This window comes from Amorphus coralli DSM 19760 (genome assembly GCF_000374525.1).
Taxonomy (GTDB): domain Bacteria; phylum Pseudomonadota; class Alphaproteobacteria; order Rhizobiales; family Amorphaceae; genus Amorphus; species Amorphus coralli.
On sequence record NZ_KB894570.1, the window covers coordinates 21,449 to 39,332 of the forward strand.

A 17,884-nucleotide genomic window follows, 5' to 3' on the forward strand; every position below is an offset into this window, starting at 1 on the left:
AGCCGGCGCGGATCGCGGCGCGGCGCCCGGGTCATGACGGGGCAGGCGTGGCGCGGCGGGATCAGGAATCCTTGCCGGTCGCCTTCTTCTCCAGATAGCCGGTGACGCCGGTGGTCGGCGACAGGTAGGCACGTGCGGCCGCCTGCACCTGCTCCGCCGTCACTTCGCCGATGCGCGCCGGCCATGTCTGGACGTCCTCGATGCTTCCGCCGGTGGTCAGCGCCAGCCCGAAGATGCGAGCGAGCCGCTGCTGGCTGTCCTGGGCGAAGAGCGCCTCGGCCACGAGCGACCGCTTGGCGCGCTGCAGCTCCTCGTTGGTCACGCCGCTCTCGGCGATTTCGGCAACGGCGGCGTTGATGGCCGATTGCACAACGTCGAAGTCCACACCGTCGCGCGGGATCGCGTAGACCAGGAAGGTGTCGGGATCGAGCGCGTTGCCCTGGTACCAGGCCCCCACCGACGACGCCGGGCCGCCATCGCGGACAAGCCGGTCGTAGAGGCGGCTGGTGGAGCCGCCGCCGAGGATCTGGGCCAGCACGTCGAGGGCTTCCGCCTCGCCGGGCTCGGCGGTGGCGTAGCTTGGCACGATCCAGCCATGCCTCAGCGAGGGCTGGCCGACGCGCTCGTCGGCGTAGCGCACGGTGCGCAGCGACCCGAATTCCGGCACCTGCGAGCGCACCCGCGGCTTCAGGTCCACGCGGCTTTCCAGCTTGCCGTAGGTCGCCTCGGCCAACGCCCGGACCTCGTCGGGCGTGACGTCGCCCGCCACGATCAGAACGGCGTTCTCCGGCGTGTAGAAACGGTCGTAGAAGGCAAAGGCGGACGCGCGGTTGAGCGCGTTCACCTCGTCGGGCCAGCCGATCACCGGGTCGCCGTAGGGGCTGTTGACGTGGAGCGTTGCGCTGAATGCCTCGCCGAGAATGGAGGAGGGATCATTGTCGACGCGCATGCGGCGCTCCTCCAGCACCACGTCGAGTTCGCGGGCGACCTCCTCCGGCTCGAGCGCCAGGTTGGCCATGCGATCCGCTTCCAGCTCCATCATCTGGCCGAGGTGTTCCTTGGCGATCTGCTGGAAATAAGCGGTGTAATCCTGCGATGTGAAGGCGTTCTCCTGGCCGCCCAGGGCCGTCACGGTGTCGGAAAAGCCGTCCGGGTGCTTGTCCGTGCCCTTGAACATCAGGTGCTCAAGGAAGTGCGCGGCGCCCGACTCACCGGCAGCCTCGTCGGCGGCGCCGGCTTTGTACCAGACCATATGGGTGACAACCGGGGCCCGGTGATCGGGGATCACCACGACCTGCAGGCCGTTGTCGAGGGTGAAGCTGGCCGTGTCGGGAGCGATCCTCAGATCGGCGAGGGAGGTGTCGGCCGAGGCGGCCGGTGCGGCGAGGAGGCTGGCGCCGAGAGCCGCGACAAGCGCGAACCGTGCGGTCATCCGCTGCATTCCTTCCATGTTCGGCGATCGCTGGCCGTGGGACCGGCCCACGTCCGGATCGCTAGCCTGGACCGCCACTGTTCAGAGCGGTCTGTCTCAGTCACGAGGTATAGGGGGCCGATCGGGAAGCGCCACTGAACAATCGGTAATGTTCGCGCGAGCGTCCCATGGCCGCGAAACGAAACCGCCCGCCGGGTGAGGGCGGGCGGAATGCATCGATCGGGAGCGGCCGGCCAATCAGTTGACCGTGTCGTAGACCGGGTTCGAGTTGCCCTGCTGGCCGTAGATCTGGTCCTTCGCCCACTTGCTGTTCTTGATGCCCTTGCGCTCAGGAAGCTCGGCGGTCGCGGCGGGCTGGCGATACTCGTCCGGCGGCTGGATCAGATACTGGCGCGGCTGCGCCTGGCCCTCGGCGGTGAGCACCCGGCCGGAGCCCTTTTTGTCCGGGCTGTCGAAGCCGGCCTTCATCTCAGACGGCGTCAGCGTCATCTTGCCCGTGTCGCGCAGGAAGCGCTCGTCGTAACCCTTGGAGCCTTCCGGCACAGGCATGCCGCCGGCCACGCGGCCGGCCTGAATCTCCTGGGGCGACAGGCGTTCGCCTTCCAGCGTCGCGCGCGAGGACGGAGCCGGTGTCACGTCGGCCCGGTCGTCGGGATCGTCCGGCCAGTCCACTGACGCCACCGCGGCGCCGCCGGGGGCTTCCGGGTCGGGCAGCTCGTTGGACGGGGGCAGGGCGATCGGCGAGCGCTGCTTGTATTCGATCGGCGCCGTTTCGCGGCTCACCACGCCGGTGCCTTCGAGAATCGAGCCGAACAGGCCGATGTCGCGGCTCTCGTTGGGCTGCTTCTCCTCGTAAAAATAACTCTGGCTGGTGTTGCAGCCGGCGACGCCCGCGGCCACCAGCGTCAGCGTCAACAGCCGGGTTGCCGTTGCGTACGGATGCGAACGCTTGCCCACAGTGTCACCTTTCGGTTCGTGCTCCGCGAGGCGCCGCGCAGGGCGGTGCCGGGCGGACCTCAATGCAATTTGATCTCTCGACACGACGGTCACGATCGAAGACGCGGCCGGATCGCGAGACGAGGAGACTGCGCGCGAGAGCACGACAGTCTACCCCATCGGATCTTACTGTCGCCTTTCACCGGACGGCTCCATTGCGGCATTATTACGACGTCCGCGCAGGGCATCGAGAAGCAGCCCCACGACACCCAGCGCAATGGCCGCGTCCGCGACGTTGAAGACGTACCAGGAAAACGATCCGACAAAGACATGGACGTAGTCGACCACCGCACCGTAAGCGATTCGGTCGATCAGGTTGCCCACCGCGCCACCGACGATCAGCGCCACGCTGGCCGAGATCCAGCGGTCGCCCGCGCGTGCCAGCCACACCGCAAGCACCACGATGACGGCGAAGGTGACGCCCACCAGCAACCAGCGGCCGGTATCGGTATCCTGCTGGAACAGGCCGTAGCTGACGCCCTGGTTCCAGACCAGCACCAGATCGAGAAAGGGCGCCACCCGGATCGGGCCGGTCGCGCCCAGGTCCACCACGCGCAGCAGCCACAGCTTCACCGCCTGGTCCAGGATCAGGACCAGCACGGCGATGCCGAAGCCGAACCGCCAGAGTGACGGGGCCGGCTTCGGCGAAGAGGGCGTGTCGGCCTCTGCCACGGTGGCTCCTTCCCGTCGCCTCAGGCCGCGCCGGTTCGGGCGTCGAGCTCGCGCATGGCTTCGGCGTCGCGCAGCGTCAGGTCCGGATAGTCCGGGTCGCTGCCCACTTCCGGCAGCACCTTCCACGAGCGGGCGCAGCGGGTGCCCTCGGCGTGGGTGACCACCACGGCCACGCCCGGCACGTCGTCGAGGCGGAATGCGTCGGCCGGTGCGTTCTCGTGGTCGAGCTTCGCCTGGCTCGTGATCGACACGTCGGCGAGTTCGACGTCCGCCACCGCGGCGTAGAGCGCCGGGTTGGTGACGTGGACGGCGACGTGCGCCTCCAGCGAGCCGCGGATGCGCTTCTCCCGGCGTTCGATCTCCAGCGCGCCGAGCACGACGCGGCGAACCTCGCGCACCCGGGCCCACTTCTCGGCAAGCTGCGGGCTCTCCCACGCGGGATCGATCTCCGGGAAGAGCTCCAGGTGGATGGATCGACCGGCCTCGTCGCCGTGACGGGAGAGGTGCGCTTCTTCCATGGTGAAAGGCAGCATCGGCGCCAGCCACCGGGTCAGCGCCTCGAACAGGATGTCGATCACCTGCAGCGCCGCCTTGCGCCGTGTCGAGGAGACCGGATCGCAGTAGAGCGCGTCCTTGCGGATGTCGAAATAGAAGGCCGACAGGTCGATGGTGGTGAAGTTGATCAGGGCGTGGGCGATGCGCTTGTAGTCGTAGTCGCGGTAACCCTGCCGCACGAGACGGTCGAGCTCCACCAGCCGGTGCAGCATCAGCCGCTCCAGCTCCGGCATGTCGGTGAGTGCGACCCGCTCACCGTCGGCGTGACCAAGCGTACCCAGCATCCAGCGCACGGAGTTGCGTACCTTGCGGTAGGTCTCCGAGGTGCCCTTGAGGATTTCCGGGCCGATGCGCTGGTCGTCGGCATAGTCGGTTGTCATCACCCACAGGCGCAGGATGTCGGCGCCGGACTGCGCGATCACGTCTTGCGGCGCCACCGAGTTGCCGAGCGATTTCGACATCTTGCGGCCGTCCTCGGCCATGGTGAAGCCGTGTGTGACCACGGTGCCGTAGGGGGCGCGGCCGCGGGTGGCGCACGATTCCAGCAGCGAGGAGTGGAACCAGCCGCGGTGCTGGTCGGATCCCTCTAGGTAGACGTCGGCGGGCCACTTCAGGTCGGGGCGCTTCTCCAGCACGAAGGCGTGAGTGGAGCCGGAATCGAACCAGACGTCGAGGATGTCGGTGACCTGTTCCCAGTTCTGCGGATCGTCCACGAACGGCGCGAGGAAGCGCTCCTTCGCGCCCTCGGCGAACCACGCGTCTGCGCCCTCCGCCTCGAAGGCGTCGGCAATCGCTGTGACGAGGGCCTCGGATGCCTCGAAGTCCGGTCCCGGCGCGAGCCGGCCGTCCTCGGTGTTGCGGAACACGGTGATCGGCACGCCCCAGGCGCGCTGGCGCGACAGGACCCAGTCCGGCCGGTTCTGGATCATGCCGCGCAGCCGGTTCTTGCCGGCCGCCGGCACGAAGCGGGTGTCGTCGATGGCGGCCAGCGCGCGGGTGCGCAGCGTGTCCTCGCCCGCGGGCGGCTGGCCCTCGGCCAGGCCGTACCCGTTCAGCGGCTTGTCCATGTGGACGAACCACTGCGGCGTGTTGCGGAAGATCACCGGCTTCTTGGAACGCCAGGAATGCGGGTACTGGTGCTTCAGGCGGCCGCGGGCGAACAGCATGTCGCGCCCGATCAGCGCCTCGATGACGGCCTTGTTGGCGTCGCCCTTCTTGCCGGCGGCCGTGTAGACCGCACGTCCTTCGAAGCCGGGCGCGTCGCTCGTGTAGGTGCCGTCACCGTCGACGGTGTAGGGGATCGCCGTGTCGATGCCGCGCGCTTCCAGTTCGCGGCGGCGATCCATCCACACCTCGAAGTCGTCGGTGCCGTGGCCCGGCGCGGTGTGCACGAAGCCGGTACCGGCATCGTCGGTGACGTGATCGCCGGAAAGCAGCGGAACGTCGAAGCTGTAGCCGCCGCCGAGGCCGTTGAGCGGATGGGCGCAGACCACGGTGCCGAGCTCTTCCGCCGGGACGTCCCGGACCCGTTCGAAACCGAGCTTCGCCTTGGCGAAGCTCTCCTCCGCCAGCGCATCGGCGAAGACGAGCTTTTCGCCCGGCTGCGGACCGAAGTCGTTCTCGGCCGCCGTCACCTCGTAGAGGCCGTAGGCGATGCGGGGGGAGAAACAGATCGCGCGGTTGCCGGGGATGGTCCAGGGCGTCGTCGTCCAGATGACCACGAAGGCATCGGCCAAGTCGTCGGCGACGACCGGCTGAGACGGGATTGGCTTGTTCGGCTCGAGATCCCACCCTTGTTTGAGGTCGCGATGATGCTTGACCGGGAACTTCACCCAGATCGTGTCGGACTCGTAGTCCTGATACTCGATCTCCGCCTCGGCCAGCGCGGTCTTCTCCACCACCGACCACATCACCGGCTTGGAGCCGCGATAGAGCTGGCCGGATCCTGCGAACTTCATCAGCTCGCGGGCGATTTGCGCCTCCGCGGCGAAGCTCATGGTCAGGTATGGGTCGGCGAAGTCGCCCTCGACGCCGAAGCGGCGGAACTCTTCAGACTGGACGCCCACCCAGTGCTCGGCGAACTGGCGGCATTCCTTGCGGAACTCCACCACCGGCACCTCGTCCTTGTCGAGGCCCTTGGCGCGGTAGCTTTCCTCGACCTTCCACTCGATGGGCAGGCCGTGGCAGTCCCAGCCGGGCACGTAGTTGGAATCGTAGCCCAGCATCTGGTGCGAGCGGGTCACGACGTCCTTGAGGATCTTGTTCAGCGCGTGGCCGATGTGCAGGTTGCCGTTGGCGTAGGGCGGGCCGTCGTGCAGGACGAACTTCTCGCGCCCGGCGGAGGTCTCGCGCAGGCGCTTGTAGAGCTGCATGGCGTCCCAGCGTTCCAGCAGCTGGGGCTCCTTCTTCGGCAGCCCGGCCCGCATCGGGAACTCGGTCTTCGGCAGGAACAGGGTATCGGAATAGTCGCGCGCCTCGGGCTGCGCGGTGGTCGTGTCGGTCATCGGATCGATTTCGCTCGGCGGTTGTTGCATGGCAGACGGCTTGAGGCGGAAGGCGGCGTCGGAGGATGTCCGCGCGGCAGCAACCGCAATCCCGGTCCGCCGTGCCTCGTCATCGCACGGCGGCCGGGCCGCTAATTCGCCGGTAATCGAACGGGAGGCCGAAGGGTCTGCGCATGGGCGCCTTCTAGCAGCGCTCGCCGCCAGGATAAAGCCTTCCGCAGCGCAATGTGGGCGCCGCGGAGGGCAGGGTCGGTGAACCGGGTGTCGGCCCTCAGAGGGCTTCCAGAACCGCCGCCGCGCCGGAGGCCACGGCCTGGCCGGGAGCGTCCTCGACGTTGAGGGTCTTCACCACGCCGTCCTCGACGATGGCGGCATAGCGCTTGGAGCGCGTGCCCATGCCGAAGCCGGAGGCGTCCAGCTCGAGGCCCATCGCCTTGGTGAAGTCGGCGGAGCCGTCGGCCAGGAACAAAATCTTGTCCTTGGCGCCGGAGGCTTCGGCCCAGGCGTTCATCACGAACACGTCGTTGACGGACACCACGGCGATGGTGTCGACGCCCTTTTCCTTGAGCACCGCGTGGTTCTCCAGGAAGCCGGGCAGATGGTTGCGGTGGCAGGTGGGCGTGAAGGCGCCGGGAACGGCGAACAGGACCACTTTCTTGCCGGGGAAGATCTCGCCGGTCTTGATCGGGGTCGGGCCGTCGGCGCCCATGGTGGTGAAGGTCGCCTCGGGGATGGTGTCGCCGGGTTGAATTGCCACTTGTGTTTCTCCATGGCTCGTCTCGGACAGTTGCCTCCATGTAGCCGTTCGCGCCGGACGGGCCAAGCCGAACCATGCGAACGCGGCCCGACGCCGGCGGTGCCGGGGCGTTAACAATTCGCCCCGGGCGCATTACCTTCTTTCGGACGAACCGCCTTGCGGACCGGGCAGCCTCCCCATGCCCGTGTCCCGACACCGAGAAAGCCAGGATTTCGAGTGATGAGTGCCACCAACATGGACGGCTATCTTGAAGGGCAGCTCCTGGTCGCGATGCCGACCATGGGAGACACGCGCTTCGAACGCGCCGTGATCTTCATGTGCGCGCACTCCGACGAGGGGGCGATGGGCATCGTCCTCAACCAGCCGGCGGAGGAGGTGTCCTTTTCCGACCTCCTCGTGCAGCTCGACATCGTGCCGGAGGGCGAGCCGATCCGCCTTGCCGTGCCGGAAGACAACTTGCCGGTCCACAAGGGCGGGCCGGTGGAGACCGGGCGCGGCTTCGTGCTGCATTCCGGCGACTATTTCATCAGCGATTCCACGCTCGCCATCGACAGCGACATCTGCCTCACCGCCACGGTGGAGATCCTCAAGGCGATTGCCGAGGGGCGGGGCCCCCGGCGCGCTTTGCTGGCGCTCGGCTATGCCGGCTGGGCGCCGGGGCAGCTGGAGGCGGAGATCCAGCGCAACGGCTGGCTGACCTGCCCGGCCGACCCGCGCATCGTCTTCGAGCCGGACCTCGACGAGAAATACGACCTTGCGCTCAAGAAGATGGGCATCGACCCGCGGCTGCTGTCCGGCCAGGCCGGCACTGCCTGACCGGCTCGGCGCTGGCCAAGTCCGTCACGCGCGGCGTTCTTGTCCGCCGCCCGGCGTAAGGATAGGTTCGCGGCCCGACTTCACGAGCGGGTGAGGCGTGGGCGCGGCGCGCGCCCGGCCGCCCGGACGGACCGAGAAAGGATCACCGCGTGAGATATGTCAGCACCCGGGGCGAAGCGCCGGTGCTTGGATTTTCCGACGTCCTCATGGCGGGTCTTGCCGCCGACGGCGGCCTGTATGTTCCGGAGACCTGGCCGACCCTGTCGCGCGAGGAGATCGCAAGCTTCGCGTTCCGCCCCTATGCGGAGATCGCTGCGCGGGTGATCGCGCCCTTCGTGGGTGACGACATGGAGCGCGCCGAGCTGGAGGCGATGGTCGCGGCCGCGGCGGACACGTTCCGTCATCCCGCCACGACGCCGGTGACCCAGATCGCGCCGAACCATTTCCTGCTGGAGCTGTTCCACGGGCCGACGCTCGCCTTCAAGGACGTGGCGATGCAGCTGCTCGCGCGCCTGGTCGACCGGCGGCTGGCGGAGACCGGCAAGCGCGCCACCGTGGTGGGCGCCACCTCCGGCGACACCGGTGCCGCGGCGGTGGAGGCCTTCCGGGGCCGCGAGAACGTCGACGTGGTGATTCTGTACCCGCACGAGCGGGTATCGCCGGTGCAGCGCCGGCAGATGACCACGGTCGGTGACGACAACGTCCACGTGCTCGCCATCGACGGCACCTTCGACGACTGCCAAGCCATCGTGAAGGACATGTTCGCCCATGCCTCCTTCCGCGAGGCGGTGGGGCTGACCGGCGTCAACTCCATCAACTGGGCCCGCATCGTTGCCCAGGTCGGATATTATTTCGCCGCCGCCGCGGCGCTGGGCGCGCCGGAGCGGCCGGTGTCCTTCACCGTCCCCACCGGCAACTTCGGCGACATCTTCGCCGGCTACGTCGCCAAGCGCATGGGCCTGCCCATCGACCGCCTCGTCATTGCCACGAACGTCAACGACATCCTTGTGAGGGCGCTGTCGAGGGGCGACTATCGCACCGACACCGTGACGCCGACGAGTTCGCCCTCGATGGACATCCAGGTCTCCTCGAATTTCGAACGGCTCCTGTTCGAAGCCTATGGCCGCGATGGCGCGGCCGTGGCGGCGCTGATGGGCCGCCTGAAGCAGGGGGGTGGCTTCGACATTGATACCGAGCCACTGGCGGCCATCCGGCGCGAGTTCTCCGCCGCGTCCACCGACGAGGCCGGAACGCTCGCCACCATCGGCCGGATCCACAAGGCGACCGACCTGGTGATCGATCCCCACACCGCCGTGGGCGTTGCCGCCGCCGAGAGCCACCTGACCGAGGGTGTTCCGATGGTCACGCTCGCCACCGCCCATCCGGCCAAGTTCGCCGAGGCGGTGGAGAAGGCGACGGGGCTGACGCCTCGTCTGCCGGAGGCGCTTGCCGACCTGGAAAACCGGCCGGAGCGCGTGATGCGACTGCCGGCCGATACCGGTGCCGTCGAGACCTTCATCGCCGACACCTGCCGGGCAACGCGCGAGGACGCAGCGCAATGAGCGTCGAGGTCACGAAGCTCGCCAATGGTCTCACGGTCGTTACCGACCGGATGGGCCACGTCGACACCGTTTCGCTGGGACTTTGGGTCGGGCGCGGGTCGCGCTCGGAAAGCGAAGCCGAGCACGGCATCTCGCATCTGCTCGAGCACATGGCCTTCAAGGGCACCCGGCGGCGCACCGCCCGCGGCATCGCCGAGGAAATCGAGGCCGTCGGTGGCGAACTCGATGCCGCCACCAGCGTCGAGACCACGGCCTACTACGGCCGCGTGCTGCGCGAGGACGTGCCGTTGATGGTCGACATCCTCGGCGACATCATCCGCAATTCCGTCTTCGACGGCGAGGAGCTGGCGCGCGAGAAGCACGTGATCCTGCAGGAGATCGGGGCCGCGCGCGACACGCCCGACGACTACCTGTTCGATCTCTTCCCGCAGGCCGCCTGGCGAGCGCAGCCCATCGGCCGGCCGATCCTCGGTACGCCGGAGACGGTGATGGGCTTCGATGCCGACGCGCTGCGCGCCTATCTCGGCCGCCACTACCGGGGCCCGGAAATGGTGTTCTCCGCCGCCGGCGCGGTGGAGCACGACGAGATCGTGCGGCTGGTGTCGGAACAGTTCGCCGACCTGCCGTCCGACACCGGACCCGAGGTTCAGTCCGCCGCCTATTCCGGCGGCTCGCTGATCGAGGCGCGCGACCTGACGGAAACCCAGATCGTGCTGGGCTTTCCCGGTGTCGGTACGCGTGACACCGACTATTTCGCCGTGCAGGCGCTCGCCACGCTGCTCGGCGGTGGCATGTCCTCGCGCCTCTTCCAGGAGGTGCGGGAGCAGCGCGGGCTCTGCTACTCCATCTATGCCTTCCACTGGGGCTTCGCCGATACCGGCGTCTTCGGCGTGCACGCCGCGACCGGGCCGGACGACGTGGCCGAGCTGATGCCGGTGGTGGTCGATGAACTCGCCCGGGTGATCGACGATGTCGATGCCGGGGAAGTGGGCCGCGCCCGGGCCCAGCTGCGCGCCGGCCTCCTGATGGCGCGGGAACGCTCGTCCGCCCGGGCCAGTCAGATGGCCCGCCACATCCTCGTCCACGGCCGCATCGTGGGGCCGGAGGAACTCGTCTCGCTGATCGATGCGGTGGACGTGGACACCGTCCGCCGGGTCGCCGGCCGGCTTCTCTCGGGCGCTGCGCCGACCCTCGCCGCGGTGGGCTCGGTGGACGCGGTGCCCGAGGTCGGATGGATCGCGGAGCGCATGGCGTCGCCCGGCCAGCCGGTGCCGCGCCGGCGCACGGCCACGGGATAGGCGATGGGTTTCTTCTCGCACGGCACCTCGGACGGATTCGGACCGGTCCTGAAGGGCGAGCGCATCTATCTGCGTCCGCCCACCCAGTCCGACCATCCGGCCTGGGCGCAACTGCGGGAGGAGAGTCGGTCGTTCCTGAAGCCCTGGGAGCCGACCTGGCCCAACGACGACCTGACCCGGCTGGCCTTCCGCCGTCGCCTCCGGCGCTACCAGCGCGACATGCGCGAGGACGGTGGCTACGCCTTCTTCCTGTTCGACGCGACGAACCACGCGCTCCTCGGGGGGCTGACGCTTGCCCACATCCGCCGCGGCGTCACCCAGTCCTGCTCGCTCGGCTACTGGATGGGGGAGCGGTTCGCGGGCAAGGGCCTGATGACCGACGGGGTGCGGCTCGCCGTCGGCTTCGTCTTCGACAGCCTGCGCCTGCACCGGCTCGAGGCGGCCTGTCTGCCCTCCAATTCCGCCTCGATCCGTCTCCTCGAAAAAGTCGGGTTTCAGCGGGAAGGGTATGCGCGCAGTTACTTGTGTATTAATGGGGCATGGCAGGATCACCTGCTGTTCGCGCTGGTAGCGGGCGATCTCGGGGGAGGGGACGCCACCAGCCGGTCCAAACTCGTCGCCGAGGCATGAGCGTGCCGGTCTCCCGGATCGCCGGGTGGCTGGTCCTGTGCCCGAATGCAGGCGGGAGGGGACCGTCGGGCCCGTTGGCCCGGTGCAACCGCGTGGACCTCGGGTCCCCGACAAATGCCGACCGACCGGGCCCTGCGGGGGCCGGAGAACCGGAGATGTGTGTGTGTTTCGGTTGAACCTCATCGTCGCGCGCCTGCTGGCCTTTTTCGTGATCGCGTTCGCGATGGCGCCGGCGCAGGCATTGGAGGCCGTGCCCGTCTCGCCTGACGCCTCGGTGATCAATCTGCTTCCCGACCTGGACATGTATCTCGACGTGGAGGACCGACTGCAGGTCTCCACCGCGCCCGGTCCCGACGGCATCGTGCGGCGCATCGAGGTGCGCGCCATCTCCCGGGACCACCGCAACTGGGCGGTGTTCGCGCTCTCCAATCCGAGCGACGAGCAGATTGACCGGATTCTGGTGGCGCCGCATTTCCGGCTGGTGGGATCCGGGATCGTCTGGCCGGATCTCGGCTCCGAGCGCATCGCCGCCATCACGCCCAGCCAGGGTTTCCCGCCCGAGCGCGAAGCAAGCCAGGACGCCGACGTCTTCCGCATCACTCTCGATCCGGGCGCCGTCGTCACCTACATGGCCGAGCTGTCGTCGCCGCGCCTGCCGCAGCTGCGGCTGTGGGAACCGAACGCCTACAAGGATTCCGTCAACGCCTACACGCTGTACCAGGGCATCATCCTGGGCATTTCCGGCCTGCTGGCGCTGTTCCTGACCATCGTCTTCGTCATCAAGGGCACCATCCTGTTCCCGGCCACCGCGGCGCTCGCCTGGGTGGTGCTGTCCTATGTGATGGTCGACTTCGACTTCTGGGGCGAGGTGCTGCAGGTCTCACCGACGGATGACCGGATCTATCGGTCGGCGACCGAGGTGCTGATGGCGCTGATGCTGGCCGTCTTCCTGTTCGCCTATCTCAATCTCAACCGCTGGCACGTGCGCTACAGCCACGTCATGGCCGGCGTGTTCCTGCTCTTCCTCGGCGTGCTCGGCATAGCCATCGCGGATCCGCCCATTGCAGCCGGCATCGCGCGCATCGCTCTCGCCGTCATCGGCGTGGCGGGGCTTGCCATCGTCGGCATTTTCGCGGTGCGCGGCTACGACCGGGCAATCATGCTGATCCCCACCTGGAGCCTGCTGCTCGTCTGGCTGTTCGGCGCGGGCATGGCGGTCACCGGCCGGGTCGACAACGACATCGTCCAGCCGGCGCTCGATGGCGGGCTTGTGCTGATCGTGCTCCTGATCGGCTTCACGGTCATGCAGCACGCCTTTGCCGGCGGGGCCATCGCCCAGGGGCTCATCGGCGACGTGGAACGCAGCGCCCTGGCGCTGGTCGGCTCTGGCGACATCGTCTGGGACTGGGACGTCTCCCGCGACCGCATCGTGGTCGGCAAGGAGGCGGAACAGCGCCTCGGCGCAGAGGCGGGGGCGCTGCAAGGGCCGCCGCAGGACTGGTTCGCGCTGCTCCATCCACAGGACCGCGACCGCTTCCGCGCCACCCTCGACACCATGGTCGAGCAGCGCCGCGGCCGCATCTCCGACGGCTTCCGGCTGCGCGGCGTCGACGGTCATTTCCGCTGGTTCCACCTGCGCGCCCGCCCGGTGATCGGCTCCGACGGCGAGGTGATCCGCTGCGTCGGCACGCTGCTCGACGTCACCGACACCAAGACGCGCGAAGAGCGGCTTCTCCACGATTCCGTCTTCGACAATCTCACCGGCCTGCCGAACCGGATGCTGTTCCTCGACCGGCTCGACATGGCCATGGGCTGGGCCGACGAGGAGACCCGCTCGCGCCTGTTCGTGGTGTTGGTCAACATTGACCGTTTTTCCGAGGTGAACGACCAGTTCGGCCTGTCGGTGGGCGATTCCGCGCTGCTCACCATCGGTCGGCGGCTGGCCCGCATCCTGAAGCCGCACGACACGATCGCGCGGCTCGGCGGCGACACCTTCGCCATCCTGCTTTATTCCGATTCCACCGAGCTGCGCGGCTTCATCGACCATGCCCGCCGCCTGATCCGCACCGCCATCGAGTTCGGCGATCGCGAGATCTTCCTGTCCGCCTCCATCGGCATCGCCTCGCTGCGCGCCGAAACCGCCAACGGCGAGGAACTGGTCACGGACGCCGAGCTGGCCATGCGCCGGGCCAAGCGGCTGGGCGGCGACCGCGGCGAGATCTACGACCCGCTCATGCGCAAGCTGTCGGCCACCGGCAAGTCCATCGGCGTCGACCTGCGCCAGGCGGTTCAGCGCGACGACCTGGCGCTCAGCTACCGTCCGGTGGTCCGTCTCGTCGACAAGGATATCGCCGGCTTCGCCGTGGATGCGTCCTGGCGCCATCCGATCCAGGGTCAATTCACCTGGTCGTCGCTGCTGCCGCTCGCCGAGCGGGAAGGGTTGTCGACGCCGCTCATCCTGTCGGTGCTGGAGCGCGCGGCGCAGCAGATGCACGACTGGACGAGCACCAACGCCGATGCCGCGCCAGATTTCGTGCTTGTGCCGATCCCGGTGGGCGGGCCGTTCCGATCCGAACTGGTCAACGACGTGAAGGCCGTGATCGTCCGCAACCAGCTGGCGCCGGGTGCGCTCAAGCTGGCCATCGGCGAGCAGGTGATTGCCCAGAACCCGGAGTTCGCAGTCCAGCTCATGCACCGGTTGCGCGACGTCGGCGCGTCGCTGGCTTTCGACCGGTTCGGTGCCAGCTCGACCTGGCTCAGTTACCTGGAGCGGATGCCTGTGGACACGATCCGCGTCGACCCGGGCTACGTCCGCGTGGATGGGCGTGGCCGGCGGTCGCTTCTGCTGCGCTCGCTGGTAAGCGCCGGGCAGGATCTCGGCCTGCGGGTTCTGGCTTCCGGGCTCGAGACCGACACCGACGCGCTCGACCTGCTGCAGCTCGGTGTGGAACTGGCCGAAGGCGATCTCTTCGGCCGGCCGTTGGCGGCGCCCGCCGCCACCCGCATCCTTCAGGACAACGCCGCCCAGGCGGCGGAATAATGTCCCGTCGAGCCTCGGCCGATATGATAATCGGTGCGAAAACGCCGTTTTTGCAGCATCTTGCGCGCGACTGTTGATCGCGTCTCGCTTTTGAGGCCGGGCGCGCCGGTTACGGCACGATGATCGGAATTGGCCGCGCGCCGGGCTGGATCGACACCGGCGTCGTGGCGAACCGGTCGCCGTCGATCTGGCATGGGACCGCGGCCATGGCCGACAGCCGCACATGGCTCGCCGGTCGGATGATCACGTCCGGTTGCCGGGCGATGCGGCCGGTGAGAAGCGCCAGCCCGATGCGGACGATGGCGACCGGATCGTCCCGGCGAAACCCCAGGAAGTAGAGGCCCGGTTCCGCTGCGGACGCATCCGGGCAGATCACGAACGGCCCGCCATAGCGCGAGACGTTGGTCACGGCCGCGAGCCGGCAGCGGATGGCCTCGCCGTCCACTTCGGCCAGCACGTCGGCGGTGCGGCCGCCGATGACGTTCTTCATGGCGACCAGCGCGTAGGCGAGCTTGCCGAACCGGCGCTTGAGCCCAAGGGGCAGGCCGTGCACCACGGCAGCATCGTAGCCGGCGGAGACCACCAGCACGAACGGATGGCCGTTCGCCTCGCCGAAATGCAGCGGCATGGTGCGCCCGGCGGAGATCATGGCGGCGAGCGCCTTTGCACGGCGGGGCAGCTTCAGCTCGAGCGCCAGCACGTTGGCGGTGCCGAACGGGATCACGGCCAGGTCCGGCGGTGCTGTCACCCGCTGGAAGCCGGCCAGCGCCTCGTTCACCGAGCCGTCGCCGCCGGCGATCACCACCAGATCGAACCGGTCCGGCAGCGTCTGGCAGGTTTCGCGGATATCGCCGGCGCGGCGGGTGAGTTGCACCGTCACGTGATGCCCGGCGCTCGCCAGGTGCCGGGTCACGGCGTCGAGCTTCACCCGGCGGAAGGCACCGGCCGTGGGGTTGGCGAGGATCAGGATCCGGCGGTTCGTCACCGCCCCTGGCGGGTGGGTGGCCGTGGCCTCGTCCGAGGCGGACGGAGGGACGAGTTCGGTTTCGGCGGCATGGGTACGGAACTGGGTCACAAACGGCCTCGCGGCGGACGTCGGATCGGGAAGCCCGCCGGTCTAGTCCGCCTGTGCCGCGCGCACGGCATCGACGCCCGAACGGGCCAGTTCGTCGGCGCGCTCGTTGCGGGGATCGCCCGCATGGCCGCGCACCCAATGCCAGTGAACGTCGTGTTGCGCGGTGAGTTCGTCCAGTGCCTTCCACAGGTCGGCATTCTTCACGGGCTTCTTGTCGGCGGTGCGCCAGCCGTTGCGGCGCCAGTTCTTGATCCAGCCGGTGATGCCGCCGCGCACGTACTGGCTGTCGGTGAACAGGTCCACCGAGCTCTTCCGTTTCAGCGCTTTCAGAGCCTCGATGGCGGCGGTGAGCTCCATGCGGTTGTTGGTGGTCTCCGGCTCGCCACCGGACAGCTCCTTCACTGAGCCCTTCCACTCCAGGATCGCGCCCCAGCCGCCGGGGCCGGGATTGCCGGAGCATGCGCCATCGGTGTGGATGACGACACGGCTGCCGTCCGAGGCCGGCTGGGAGGCTGCGCTCATCGGTCGAGGCCGTAATCGTGGGTGGAGGCAACGCCCTGGTGAAAGCGCAGTCGACGGAGATATTCCACGGGATCCTTCGGGGTCACGAGGGCGCCGGGCGGCACGCGCAGCCAGTCGTGCAGCCGGGTCAGCAGGAAGCGGATCGCGGCGCCCTCGGCCAGCAGCGGCAGGGCATCATATTCCGCGTCGGAGAAGGGCCGGACCTCGGTGTAGCCGGAGAGCAGGGCACGGGCCTTGGTGACGTTGAATGACAGGTCCGGCTCGAAGCACCAGGCGTTGAGGCAGATGGCGACGTCGTAGGCCAGTGCGTCGGTGCAGGCGAAGTAGAAGTCGATCAGGCCGGACAGCTCGCGGCCCAGGAAGAACACGTTGTCGGGAAAGAGGTCGGCGTGGATCGTTCCGGTCGGCAGCGCCGAGGGCCAGCGGGCCTCGATGCGGTCCAGCGCCCGGCCGATCTCCGCCGCAAGGCCGGGGCGGATTTCATCGGCCCGATCTTCCGATTGGGCGAACAGCGGGCGCCAGGCGTCGACGCCGAGGGCGTTCGGCCGGGTCATGGTGAAATCGGCGGCGGCGGCGTGCATGCCGGCCAGCGCCCGTCCAAGCGCCTGGCAGTGGACGGCCTCGGGTCGGCGTCGCCACATGCCCTCCAGGAAGGTGATGACGGCCGCAGGCCGGCCGGCGATCTCCGCAAGCGCCTCGCCGTCGCGGTTGTGGACCGGGGTCGGGCAGGGCACGCCGCGATGCGAGAGATGATCCATCAGGCCGAGGAAGAAGGGCAGGTCGTCGCGTTCCACCCGCTTCTCGTAGAGCGTGAGGATGAACGGGCCCTTCTCGGTCCGGATCAGGTAGTTTGTGTTCTCCACGCCCTCCGCGATGCCCTTGGAGGAGAGCACCGCGCCGAGCTCGAACTGCTCGGCGAACCGCGTGAGTTCGTCGTCGGAAACCTCGGTATAGACCGCCATCGTCCGCCGCTTACTCGGCCGCTTCGGTTCTGAGTTCGCGGGGCACGTTGAAGGCGATTGTCTCCTCCGCCGTGCGCACGGTCTCCACGGTCACGGCATAGCGCTCCGCGAACACGGCGATGATCTCTTCCACCAGCGTTTCCGGGGCGGAGGCGCCGGCGGTGATGCCCAGCGAACGGACACCGTCGAAGTCGCTCCAGTCGAGGTCGCTGGCGCGCTGGATCAGGACGGAGACGGGGCAGCCGACGCGCTCGGCAACCTCGCGCAGGCGCTGCGAATTCGAGGAATTTGGCGCTCCAACGACGATCATCGCATCGACGTCCGGCGCCACCGCCTTGACCGCTTCCTGACGGTTGGTGGTGGCGTAGCAGATGTCGTCCTTGTGCGGGCTGACGATCTCGGGGAAGCGGGCGGTCAGAGCCTCCACGATGGCGTGGGTGTCGTCGACGGACAGCGTGGTCTGGCTCACCCAGGCAAGGTTTCCCGCATCGCGCGGCTCGAACCGGGCGACGTCGTCGACGGTCTCGATCAGCGAGATCGTGCCCTCCGGCAGTTGACCCATGGTGCCGACCACCTCCGGGTGGCCGGCATGGCCGATCAGCACCACCTCGCGGCCACGCTTGTGATGCAGCTGCGCCTCCTTGTGAACCTTGGAGACGAGCGGGCAGGTGGCGTCGAGATAGAACATGTTGCGCGACGCCGCTTCCGACGGCACCGCCTTCGGCACGCCGTGGGCGGAGAAGACGACGGGTGCGTCGGTCTCGGGGATCTCCGAAAGCTCCTCGACGAAGACCGCGCCCTTGGCCTTGAGCGAATCGACCACGAACCGGTTGTGCACGATCTCGTGCCGGACGTAGACGGGCGGACCGTAGCGCTCCAGCGCCAGCTCGACGATCTGGATGGCCCGGTCGACACCGGCGCAGAAACCGCGCGGGGCGCAGAGCTTGATGGTCAATCGCGGCAGGTCGCTCACGGAACCGATTCCCGGTGCTTGGTCGTCAGGATCGCGTCCATCCTCAGGGACGGGCGCTGCGCATTGCTCTAACACGTAATTGACTGGGGT

At 68.3% G+C, this 17,884-nt stretch carries 14 protein-coding genes; 5 read left to right on the top strand and 9 right to left on the bottom strand.

All coding sequences use genetic code 11. The annotated features are described in order from the left end of the window. Positions 1–61: 61 nt before the first annotated feature. The 5 genes from C507_RS0100110 to C507_RS0100130 all read right to left on the bottom strand — a co-directional run bounded on the left by C507_RS0100110 (position 62) and on the right by C507_RS0100130 (position 6,916). Positions 62–1,432, bottom strand: a complete 1,371-nt coding sequence (locus C507_RS0100110; protein WP_018697606.1) for a M16 family metallopeptidase — start codon at positions 1,430–1,432, stop codon at positions 62–64. Between the two features lie 237 nt (positions 1,433–1,669). After that, positions 1,670–2,389 (bottom strand): hypothetical protein, encoded by a 720-nt coding sequence (locus C507_RS0100115; RefSeq protein WP_018697607.1) that lies wholly within the window; start codon positions 2,387–2,389, stop codon positions 1,670–1,672. 165 nt (positions 2,390–2,554) lie between these two features. Then, entirely contained in the window at positions 2,555–3,100 is a 546-nt protein-coding gene (gene lspA, locus C507_RS0100120; RefSeq protein WP_018697608.1) for a signal peptidase II, read from the bottom strand. A gap of 20 nt (positions 3,101–3,120) precedes the next feature. Next, positions 3,121–6,159, bottom strand: a complete 3,039-nt coding sequence (gene ileS / locus C507_RS0100125) for an isoleucine--tRNA ligase (protein ID WP_018697609.1) — start codon at positions 6,157–6,159, stop codon at positions 3,121–3,123. A 271-nt stretch (positions 6,160–6,430) separates the two neighbouring features. Then, positions 6,431–6,916 carry a peroxiredoxin gene (locus tag C507_RS0100130; protein ID WP_018697610.1) on the bottom strand — a complete coding sequence of 162 codons (486 nt, stop codon included), beginning with the start codon at positions 6,914–6,916 and terminating at the stop codon, positions 6,431–6,433. A gap of 219 nt (positions 6,917–7,135) precedes the next feature. Here C507_RS0100130 and C507_RS0100135 point away from each other — a divergent pair, with 219 nt between their 5' ends. From C507_RS0100135 to C507_RS0100155, 5 genes are all read left to right on the top strand, one after another. Beyond that, complete coding sequence (locus C507_RS0100135; RefSeq protein WP_018697611.1) at positions 7,136–7,732, top strand: YqgE/AlgH family protein; 597 nt, start codon at positions 7,136–7,138, stop codon at positions 7,730–7,732. A 149-nt stretch (positions 7,733–7,881) separates the two neighbouring features. Next, on the top strand, positions 7,882–9,294 hold the full coding sequence (thrC, locus tag C507_RS19880) for a threonine synthase (RefSeq protein WP_018697612.1): 1,413 nt from the start codon (positions 7,882–7,884) through the stop codon (positions 9,292–9,294). Beyond that, complete coding sequence (locus tag C507_RS0100145) at positions 9,291–10,592, top strand: M16 family metallopeptidase (protein WP_018697613.1); 1,302 nt, start codon at positions 9,291–9,293, stop codon at positions 10,590–10,592. Before thrC ends, C507_RS0100145 begins: the two co-directional genes overlap by 4 nt. A gap of 3 nt (positions 10,593–10,595) precedes the next feature. After that, positions 10,596–11,222, top strand: a complete 627-nt coding sequence (locus C507_RS19885) for a GNAT family N-acetyltransferase (RefSeq protein ID WP_018697614.1) — start codon at positions 10,596–10,598, stop codon at positions 11,220–11,222. Between the two features lie 223 nt (positions 11,223–11,445). Beyond that, complete coding sequence (locus tag C507_RS0100155; RefSeq protein WP_051089678.1) at positions 11,446–14,262, top strand: EAL domain-containing protein; 2,817 nt, start codon at positions 11,446–11,448, stop codon at positions 14,260–14,262. A gap of 109 nt (positions 14,263–14,371) precedes the next feature. Here C507_RS0100155 and C507_RS0100160 read toward each other — a convergent pair whose 3' ends face one another. Genes C507_RS0100160 through ispH form a run of 4 tightly spaced genes read right to left on the bottom strand, consistent with a single transcriptional unit; the run spans position 14,372 to position 17,794 of the window. After that, positions 14,372–15,337 carry a diacylglycerol/lipid kinase family protein gene (locus C507_RS0100160; RefSeq protein WP_018697616.1) on the bottom strand — a complete coding sequence of 322 codons (966 nt, stop codon included), beginning with the start codon at positions 15,335–15,337 and terminating at the stop codon, positions 14,372–14,374. A 42-nt stretch (positions 15,338–15,379) separates the two neighbouring features. Next, a complete protein-coding gene (gene rnhA, locus C507_RS0100165; protein ID WP_018697617.1) occupies positions 15,380–15,859 on the bottom strand; it encodes a ribonuclease HI in 480 nt (159 codons plus the stop codon). After that, the gene (locus tag C507_RS0100170) at positions 15,856–16,821 is read right to left on the bottom strand and encodes a homoserine kinase (RefSeq protein WP_018697618.1); all 966 of its coding nucleotides are present in this window, start codon (positions 16,819–16,821) and stop codon (positions 15,856–15,858) included. Before C507_RS0100170 ends, rnhA begins: the two co-directional genes overlap by 4 nt. Positions 16,822–16,831: 10 nt before the next feature. Further along, positions 16,832–17,794, bottom strand: coding sequence for a 4-hydroxy-3-methylbut-2-enyl diphosphate reductase (ispH, locus tag C507_RS0100175; protein ID WP_018697619.1), 963 nt, complete (start codon positions 17,792–17,794; stop codon positions 16,832–16,834). Positions 17,795–17,884: the final 90 nt, after the last annotated feature.